Annotated in this window: 8 protein-coding genes; 1 reads left to right on the forward strand and 7 read right to left on the reverse strand. The window is 45.2% G+C overall.

The window, feature by feature from the left end:
• Positions 1–18 precede the first annotated feature (18 nt).
• The 4 genes from LT679_RS08610 to uvrB all read right to left on the reverse strand — a co-directional run bounded on the left by LT679_RS08610 (position 19) and on the right by uvrB (position 5,321).
• Positions 19–2,484: a YfhO family protein gene (locus LT679_RS08610; protein WP_232177047.1), complete on the reverse strand. Its 2,466-nt coding sequence runs from the start codon at positions 2,482–2,484 to the stop codon at positions 19–21.
• 78 nt (positions 2,485–2,562) lie between these two features.
• Complete coding sequence (locus LT679_RS08615) at positions 2,563–2,859, reverse strand: hypothetical protein (RefSeq protein ID WP_232177048.1); 297 nt, start codon at positions 2,857–2,859, stop codon at positions 2,563–2,565.
• A gap of 3 nt (positions 2,860–2,862) precedes the next feature.
• Positions 2,863–3,120: a DUF4834 family protein gene (locus LT679_RS08620; RefSeq protein ID WP_232177049.1), complete on the reverse strand. Its 258-nt coding sequence runs from the start codon at positions 3,118–3,120 to the stop codon at positions 2,863–2,865.
• 167 nt (positions 3,121–3,287) lie between these two features.
• A complete protein-coding gene (gene uvrB, locus LT679_RS08625) occupies positions 3,288–5,321 on the reverse strand; it encodes an excinuclease ABC subunit UvrB (protein ID WP_232177050.1) in 2,034 nt (677 codons plus the stop codon).
• A gap of 205 nt (positions 5,322–5,526) precedes the next feature.
• Between uvrB and LT679_RS08630 the strand changes: the two genes are divergently transcribed.
• On the forward strand, positions 5,527–7,047 hold the full coding sequence (locus tag LT679_RS08630) for a family 43 glycosylhydrolase (RefSeq protein ID WP_232177051.1): 1,521 nt from the start codon (positions 5,527–5,529) through the stop codon (positions 7,045–7,047).
• Positions 7,048–7,111: 64 nt separating this feature from the next.
• Here the strand turns inward: LT679_RS08630 and LT679_RS08635 are convergent, their stop codons facing one another.
• The 3 genes from LT679_RS08635 to LT679_RS08645 form a co-directional block, all read right to left on the reverse strand.
• Complete coding sequence (locus tag LT679_RS08635) at positions 7,112–7,930, reverse strand: hypothetical protein (protein WP_232177052.1); 819 nt, start codon at positions 7,928–7,930, stop codon at positions 7,112–7,114.
• Positions 7,931–7,996: 66 nt separating this feature from the next.
• On the reverse strand, positions 7,997–8,281 hold the full coding sequence (locus LT679_RS08640; protein WP_232177053.1) for a hypothetical protein: 285 nt from the start codon (positions 8,279–8,281) through the stop codon (positions 7,997–7,999).
• Positions 8,282–8,802: 521 nt separating this feature from the next.
• A complete protein-coding gene (locus LT679_RS08645) occupies positions 8,803–9,945 on the reverse strand; it encodes an efflux RND transporter periplasmic adaptor subunit (RefSeq protein WP_232177054.1) in 1,143 nt (380 codons plus the stop codon).
• Between the last annotated feature and the right edge of the window lie 10 nt (positions 9,946–9,955).

Raw genomic sequence — 9,955 nt, forward strand, 5'->3', positions numbered from 1 at the left:
TCGCCTCATATACTATAATCAGGCTGTTTTCTTTTTACGAGTTTCGGCAAATACTGCACCGCCTACAGCCAGCACCAACAGTATCGAACCGGCAAGCGAAATAGTTTCACCGGTGTAGTATGATGTTGGGTGGAAGATGAATTCGATTTTATGATTACCGATAGGTATCTGCGCGGCACGCAACAGATAATCGGCACGGAAGTATGGCTTTTCTTCACCGTCGATCAGCATTTTCCAGCCTTTATCATAATATATCTCCGAGAAAACAGCGATCTGTCCTGATGTTGAACCGCTCTCGTAAACCAGGTGCTCCGGTGCGTAGCTTACCAGTTTAATGGTAGCGTTAGGATCAATACCTACTTCCTTTTCATTGATGAACGATTTGTATTGTTTATCAACTATGGCTTCCTCTTTCGGGTTAAAGCTGCTGATGGCCTGCATTTCCTGGTCGGCGTTATCAGCGTATTTGATGCTTTTTACAAACCAGGCATTACCACACGCATCGGCATTAGTGCGCATACCGGTTTGGCCGGTTTTAGGGTCAGCGGTAATAATGTACTTAGTGTTCAGCATATCCAGCACGTCAGAGTTAATGCTCTTGCTGAACTGGTTATTCATCAGCTCATCAAAGCGGCGTAAGCGTGCCGAGTGGAAACCACCTACAGTTTTATGGAAATACGATGCATATGAATCGCGGAAGGGATCGGCCAAACTTAAATCCATCACCCGGTAGTAAGTTGTATCGCGGGAGATGATATTATCTACTTCGCGGGCTTTATAGATGTTTTGATAATCAGCTTTATCTACAAAGTTGCTGTCTTTCAAGTAACGTTTATCTACTGTCCACATATCGGCCATTATAACCGCTACAAAAACAAAGGCCAGTACAGTTGTATTCAATTTACCTTTGATATATGCCCACAGAATACCAAAAGTGATCAGTATAAAAATGAGCGAACGGATAGCATCGGTTTTAGCAAGCGATATCCTGTCCTGCACCAGGGCTGACGCCACGGTGTTGGCCATGCCGTTATCGCCGCCAAACGCTTGCGCAAGGGTGTTGATTAGCGCCTCGTGATTGCTTGATTTGAAGCTGAAGAAAATATCCGGGGCAACGGCCATAATTAGCGAAATACCGCCGGTGATATACAGGGCTATTTTGAGTTTATTAAATAACCGTTTTTTATCTTGGGCGGTAACCAGTTCGTTAATAGCCAGAAATGCCAGTATCGGGAAACACAAGCTGGCAATAACCAGTATCGACTCTACCGCACGGAACTTATTATACAGCGGGAAGTAATCAAAAAAGATATCAGAGAAACCGATAAGGTTTTTACCGTACGACAGCAGGATACTTAACAGCGTAGCGCCTACTATCCACCATTTAATGCGGTTTTTAACAACCAGCAAACCAAATACAAACAGGAAGCATACGATGGCGCCGAAATACCATGGGCCTGCTGTACCCGGCTTATCGCCCCAATAAACAAATTGTTGCAAAAAACCTTGCGCCTGCCCGGGATCAATATTTTTTTCGGTAAGTAAACTTACGGATTTTGAATTCTCTGCAAGCGGAGTATGATCGCCGCCGCCGTATGCGTTTGGTATCAGGAAGGTGATGATCTCGCTCACGCCCTCACTCCAGTTGTAGGCGTAACTTTTATCTAAACCATGGTCAGCCTCGCTGCCATCGCTTTTGGCTGTAAGGTTGGCCTTGCCACGTATAGTATACTGGCTATACTCATAAGTTGTCCACAACGTACCGGCGTTAATTAGTATTGCCAGTACGAAAGATGCCGCTAATACACCTATCGATTTCAGGAACGGCTTGGTTTGTTTTGCTTTAATAGCATGGTAAGCCTCGATAGCTACCAGTATTACAAGCGATAGCATGAGGTAGTACGTCATCTGTACGTGGTTTGAGCGTACTTCCATCGCCATAAAAAATGCCGTGATAACGCCTCCCCACAAATATTTACCGCGCAAAACCAGCAGTATACCCGCCAGCAATGGCGCAAAAAAAGCTATGGCATACGCCTGGTTGGCGTGCCCCGCCATAATATAAATAAAGTTGTATGATGAAAACGCGAAAGCTATGGCACCGGCGGCGGCCATAATTGGCTTAAAGCGCAATACGCTGAACAGTAGATAACCGCCCAACAGATAGAGTAAAACGGTATCAACTGGGTTGGGGAATACCGTTTTAAGCACGTTAATTACATGCGTAGTAATATTTGATGCGTAAGGCGCCCATATCTGGTATGATGGCATACCGCCAAACATCTGGTTGGTCCACAACGGGGCGTGGCCGGTTTTTTCTTTAACCTGCATTATTTCGCGCTGCATGGCCTGCGCCTGCGATACGTCGCCCTGATAAAGCATTTTGCCTTGTACCAGCGGACTAAAGAAATAGGCAAACGAGATAACTAAGAAAGCTGCTATTACAGCCAAATGCACACCATTGCGCTTAAACCAGTTGTTCATCAATATAGTTTAAATGAGTATTAAAGCTCAAAAATAAAAATTTGACCCGGATTGTAAATTAAAGTTAGAAACGAATGTTTAACAAGGGGTTGCCCTGCTGCGGAAAAGAAAAAACAATGCCACCATCACCACTAAGCTTACTACGTAAGCTATGATGCGCACCCGGTCAAGCTCCTCGCGGTTACGGCGAATAGTGTAGAAGTTATACAAGGCGAGAAAGCCAAGCACTACCCAAAAAAACGAATTTATTTTGCTGCACATGGCGAATACCTGCACAGATACTGCAAACACTATAAAGTTTACAATGATGAGCATAAGCATTTCGGGCGTATTGTTATGCTGGGGGCGACGCTTAAAAAGCTGCTCAGGTACCATAGGCTATTTAACTTCCTCGTAGCTAACGTACTCGCCTTCGCTGTCGGGCACAGATGAACGTTTTTCATGCGGAACGTAGTCAACACGGATGCTGCCCTCTGGCTTACGCGGAGGTTGCTGTTGCTGCTGGTATTGGGTATTTGCCTGCTGCTGTGCTTTGTTAAGTATACTTTTAAAAAACATAGGTAACAGCAAACGCGCAATGAGGCGAACGGCATATAGTACAGCTATGGCTATGAATAAGAAACGTAATAATCCCATGAGAATTAATATTGTGCGTACAAATATAATTTAATAACGCTAAAAATGTTTGCTTATGATTGAAGGCCGGTTTTTACTGCCTGGTCATTAGTCAATGGTCATTAGTCATTGAGGACGAGACACTATCTAACATACCTCAATAATGACTAATGACCAATGCCAGGTGATTACTTCCCCCCAAACCTTTCTTCCATCATTTTCTCCAGGGCGAACATTTCGTCGCGGAGCTTGGCGGCTAACAGGAAATCCATGTTCTTGGCTGCGGCGAGCATATCCTTGCGGGTATTGTCGATTGATTTTTTAAGATCAGGCTTGCTCATGTATTGCACAATCGGGTCGGCAGCCAGGCTAACGGTGTCCTGCTCCACATAAGCTTTCTGCACCCCACCCTTAAAGTCGACCACCGAAGTTTGCTCTATAATGGCTTCTTTTGATTTACCTACCGTGCGAGGCGTAATGCCATGCTCGGTATTGTAGGCTATCTGCTTTTCGCGGCGGCGGTTGGTTTCATCAATCGTGATCTGCATGGAGTCGGTAATGGTATCGGCATACATAATTACCCGGCCACGGTCGTTACGGGCGGCGCGGCCAATGGTTTGTATCAGCGAGCGTTCCGAGCGCAGGAAGCCTTCCTTATCCGCGTCCAGAATGGCCACCAGCGATACTTCGGGTAAATCCAAACCCTCACGCAATAAGTTAATACCGATCAGCACATCAAACTCACCCAGGCGCAAGCCGCGCAGTATTTCTACCCGTTCCAGCGTCTTAACTTCGGAGTGTATGTAGCGGCATTTGATGCCCAGCTTATCCATGTACTTAGCCAGTTCCTCGGCCATGCGTTTGGTTAAAGTGGTTACCAGTACACGGTCGCCTTTTTTTATTGTTTGATCTACCTCTTCCAGCAGATCATCTACCTGATTAATTATCGGGCGGATATCAATCACCGGATCAAGCAACCCGGTTGGGCGTATCACCTGCTCAACCACCACACCTTCTGATTTTTCGAGCTCGTAATCGCCCGGCGTAGCGCTTACGTACACCGTTTGTGGGGCAAGCCTTTCAAACTCCTGGAAGTTTAGCGGACGGTTATCCATCGCCGCAGGCAGGCGGAAACCATAATCAACAAGCGATACTTTACGCGAACGGTCACCACCATACATGGCACGTATCTGCGGCACGGTAACGTGGCTCTCATCGATCACCATCAGGTAATCATCCGGAAAATAGTCCAGCAAGCAGAAAGGCCTTGCACCGGGCTGTCGGCCATCAAAAAACCTTGAGTAGTTCTCGATGCCCGAGCAATAGCCCAGTTCGCGTATCATTTCAAGATCATAGTTCACCCTTTCTTCCAGGCGCTTGGCCTCTAAAAAGCGACCATCATCTATAAACTGTTTCTTACGGGTTTCCAGTTCCTCCTGTATGGCCCATACCGATTGCTGGAAGCGCTCGCGCGGGGCAACGTACAAGTTGGCCGGGTATAACACCATGTGCGTCATCTTCTCGATGGTTTTACCGGTGGTAATGTCGAAAGTACTTAGCTCCTCAATATCATCCCCGAAAAAGGATACGCGGTAAGCATGATCCATATAAGCCGGGAAAATATCTACCACATCGCCCTTTACCCTGAAGGTACCCCGCTTAAAATCGGCAGTGGTACGGGCGTACAATATCTCTACCAAACGATGCAAAAACGCATTACGACTTATGCGCGTGCCCACCGCAAACTTAAATACCGAATTGGCAAAATCCTCCGGGTTACCCATACCGTAGATGCATGAGATGGAGGATACCACGATCACATCCCTCCTGCCCGACATTAAGGCCGAGGTAGTGCGCAGGCGCAGCTTCTCGATCTCGTCGTTTATCTGCAAATCTTTTTCTATATAAGTATTTGTGGTGGGGATGAAAGCCTCAGGCTGATAGTAATCGTAATAAGACACAAAGTAGTTCACCGCATTTTCGGGAAAGAACTGCTTAAACTCGCCGTATAACTGAGCGGCAAGGGTTTTATTGTGGCTCAATATCAGCGTAGGGCGTTGCGTTTGTGCGATAACGTTGGCTACAGTAAATGTTTTGCCCGAGCCGGTAACACCCAGCAGGGTTTGATACTGATCGCCATTGTTTACGCCCTCAACCAGTTGTTTTATAGCTGTAGGCTGATCGCCGGTGGGTTTATATTCAGAGGTAAGTTTAAAATCCATCTATAACAAAAATACGAATAACTTATAACAGCAAAAAGCTGGGGATGTTGTGCCGGGATACAACAACCTGAAAACTTACATTGGCTACACATTAACAAACAGTTGTTGGTAAATCAACCCTCATCGAATCTGCAACAACCGAAACCCAATAAGCAATCACACCGTTTAACCAATAACCAATTTACAAAATATACCTATTTATCTTATGAAAAAAGCTTTAAACCTCATGCTCACGCTGTGGGCAAGCGCCGCCATTGTGCTTACCGGATGTAAAAAACAGGAAGCGCCGGTAACTAATCAATCCTCCTCAGACAACGGCAAAACTACACATGCCGCGTCGCCCATTTTTACTAACGCGCTGCCATCAATTGATAACGGCAGCTATTACGATCCATGGGTTATTCATATCGGTGGATTTTATTATTACTGTGGATCCGATGGCGGCCGACTGTACATTACCAAATCGGCCACGCTGCAAAGCCTGCTGCAGCAAACCAAAACGTATATTTTTACGCCACCGGCAGGTACAGGATACTCATCAAACCTGTGGGCGCCCGAGCTGCACTACCGCGGTGGCCGCTGGTATGTTTACTTTGCTGCCGATAACGGCAATAACGACAATCACCGCATGTATGTGCTGGAAGGCGGCACCAATGCCAGCGATCCGCTGGCCGGTGGTTATGCTTACAAGGCCAAACTCACCCCTACCACCGATCGCTGGGCTATTGACGGCCACCCGTTTGATTATAATGGCGAGCAGTACTTTGTATGGTCGGGCTGGGAAGGCACAACCAATGTTTCGCAGTACCTGTACATTGCCAAAATGAGTAACCCCTATACTATTAGCGGCGAGCGGGTTGAAATATCGCGCCCGGATTACGCTTGGGAAAAGGTGGGCACGCCAACCGTGAACGAAGGGCCAACTTCCCTCATCAGCGGCAGCACGGTAAATATCATCTACTCGGCCAGCGGCAGTTGGACAAACGATTATTGCCTGGGCCGCATTACTTGTACCAATGGCAACCTGATGGCGAAATCGTCATGGGTAAAACAGTCAACCGCGGCATTTTCCCGTTTTGGCAATGTTTACGGGCCGGGACATGCCTCTTTCGTAAAATCGCCGGATAACATACAGTGGTGGATAGTTTATCACTCGGCCAACTCAGATGGCTCTGGTTGGGACAGGCGGGTTATGGCGCAGCAATTCTCGTGGGATGGCGACATTCCTTACTTTGGCATTCCGATAGAAAAAGGCATACCTATTCCGTCCCCATCCATAGGTTCATCTTACGCCATGCCCATTGCCAACGGTACTTATCGCATTAAATCAAAAGTAACTTCGCAATGTGTAGATGTACCCAGCGGCAGCAATACGGCAGGCCTGCAAATACAGCAATATACGGATAATGGCAACATTGCACAGAAATGGGTATTTACCAGTTTGGGGAATGGCTACTATAAGATCAAGTCAGCAGCCTCAAACCTGTGCCTCGACAATGCCGGCGGTTCGCTTTCGGCAGGTAATATCCTGATACAATGGACGGATAATAACAACATAGCCCAGCAATGGCGTGTGCAGGATATGGGCAACGGCTACTTTAAACTGATCAATCGCCGCAGTCTGTTCGCCCTTAACGTACCCCAAAGCAACCAAACGCCCGGCACCAAGCTGGAACAATGGTTTGAAAACCAATACGATGCGGAGTTGTGGCAGATAATACCGTAAAGAGTTGCCTGATAATATTCAAGGCCTTTCCGCTTAAGCGGAAAGGCCTTGAATATGTTTACTGTTAAAGCTTATCGTATTTATGAAATTCAGCTTTCCGTTTGTCTGGATCTATCTGTACATAGCCACCCGAAATACCAACGTATACTTCCTTATCGTTTTTTACAGCAATTGAGGTAACACCTAATCCCTGCCAAAAAAGCTCATCTAAAATTAACTCCGCTTTATTATTACGTATTCTATAAAAACCTTGAAAAGTGGCAATGTAAATTATACCATTGTGAATGGCCATTGCTGAAGGACATCCGTTAAGATCAAAAAGCTTTTGGGTGTTAAAGTTATTTCCATCAACATGTAATTTGTGAAGGGTCCCATAGTTAGCACCCATATGTGCCATACCTTCCGTATACAACCAATGATCTTTAAAAGGCAAAATTGCCCTTATTCTTCCAAATTCAACAAGTAAAACAGAACCGGTTACTGAATCTGCTTTTTTATCAATAGAAAACATTTGTTTACGTCTGGTATCAACGGTTGTGTCAGCCAATAACTTTTCTTTACCATTGATCAAAAAATCCTTTTTAAAGGAAGCGTTTGGCTTGAAATAAAGACCACCACCAAATTCGCCATTATTCACCGCTATCAATTTACCGTTAGAAAAAGCAAATTCTCTCTGGGGCTTTTGTATTCCTCTTTCAATTGTTAAATCGCCACCCTTAATAGACACTGAAAATAAATTATCAGCGGAACTGCATAACTTATACCATTCTTTGGAATTAACTTTTGGGGGTGTAGCAATCTTAAATGCCGTCACAGGTATGGGTTGCCCCTTGCAAAAGTTTATCGTTAATATACATATGATCAGCAAAGTACCCTTGTTCATAAGTTTAGGTTAATATGAGCAAGATAACTAATTAGCTAATGAATAAAAAGTAAAAGTCTCCGCATACTAATTAATTACTTTTAACCTTGCATCCGTTGCAAGCATTCCCTTTAGGCGCAGGTAGTTTTTTAACAAATCGGCAAATGTATTTTCGGTCATCACCAGGCGCACTTCTAATGACAGGCCGAGAATGTTGCATACAATTTCATCTATACGCATTCCGCCGCGCTCATCAATCGTTTTAAGGCATTGGCCATAGCTGTTAATGGCGCGCTCTTCGTTTAGTAATTCATTCGGTATAAAGTCGGGCAGATTGTACTCTTCCTTCTTATTGCTCCATTGTACTCTCATTGGGTAATGTTATTTATAGACACATATCCCAAAACCTTGCCAATATTGCTTAAAGCGAAATATCAATACCATAAGTAAAGTAAACCGGCACTTTTGCTCAAAGTGGGGAAGCAAATACACTACAATTTGTTACAACCCCACTGTTTTAACCTCAATTTCCCCGTATTACACTCCATCCCGAACTTGAAATGCGTTTGGTACAGGTGTTGCATTAGCTTAATCACAATAAATAAAAGTTGGTATGGTAGCTTTAATTTCAGTTTTGGTAGTTGCAAATGTGCTGGTATTTGTTTCAAAGAAACTTGTACCCGGAAAAGAGATTTAGAAGTTGGTTTGTGAGGTGGGCCAGCAGGTAGGTTACTTACCTACCTGCTTTTTAATTTATTATGGAACTTATTTTAATACTATTGATACTATTTACCGTTTGGAACATTATCAGATATTTTGAAGCGCGGTAGTTAACGATACGAAAACCCCTATTAAACACAAAGAGCCGCATAAAGCGGCTTTTGTGTTTTTAATTAATCTTCGTCGGCACTGTTTTTCATTTTCATTAACAGCGCATAAGCATTTTTTGTGACGAGTTCTGTTTTATTGGTAACTGCCCCGCCGCTTATCTGTTGGCGGCCGTTGCTTTGGTTGCCAGGGCTAACCGGCGTCATCCTGAATGTATCGGCCCCTGTTTTTACATAAACGTAAAACTGGTTTTGCCAGCGAACAACGGCATCCTCGGGCACGGTAAGCGCGGTGGCATCGTTCACCTCTACCTCCGCATTCATAAACATGCCGGGCAGCAAGCTTGCGTCAAAATCCTCAAAATGACAGTGCACGTTGGCCATACGGTCCTCGTTAAGGTTTTTACTGATCAGAATGATCTCCGCATCATGCTTCTTTTCAGGATGCGCATTGGTATAAGTGACCACCTTTTGGCCGATAGACAGCTGGTCTACATCTTTCTCAAAAACATCAAGCGCGAGGTGAATATCCTTAGGGTTAACCAGCTCAAAAAGCACATCAGTTGGCGATGTATATTTACCAATATTCACATTAACTTTTGATACAAAACCATCAATAGGCGAAAGTATGTTCACACTTTTGGAGATGTTAGCGGCAGTAAGCGTACGCGGGTTAATGCCAATAAGCTCCAGTTTTTGTGATAAAGCCCGCATCAGCACCAGCTCAGTTTCCATTTCGGCGCGTGCTTGCTGAAAAACCTTATCGCTGCTGGCCTTGCTGGCATTAAGCTCACGCTGGCGTTTAAATTCCGAATCGGCATACCTGAACTTTTCGCGCGCGGATAGGTAATCCTGCTGCAACTGTATAAACTGCATATCTTCCAGTACGCCTAATACCTGCCCCTTCCTAACGTGTACTCCTGGCAACAGGTCCGTGCGTTTGAGGTAACCGCCCAACGGAAAACTTACGCTGACAGTGCTTTGCGGTGGCACATCAATAGCCCCCTGCAATTTAAGCACGCCCGTAACCTTGCCCATTATGGGCCTGCCGGTTTCTATACCTGCATTTTTTATTTGGGCCGGTGTAAGTTTTACTATGGTGGTGTCGGCCTCAGGCTCCTCATTCGCCGTATTTTGCTGCGCCTTTTTTCCTGTGCACGCGGTTAAAAGCAGGGCGGCACTTAAAAGCATGCTATATATTTTCGTCATGATGTGTTTC

Source organism: Mucilaginibacter roseus (genome assembly GCF_021215455.1).
In the GTDB taxonomy this organism is placed as follows: domain Bacteria; phylum Bacteroidota; class Bacteroidia; order Sphingobacteriales; family Sphingobacteriaceae; genus Mucilaginibacter; species Mucilaginibacter roseus.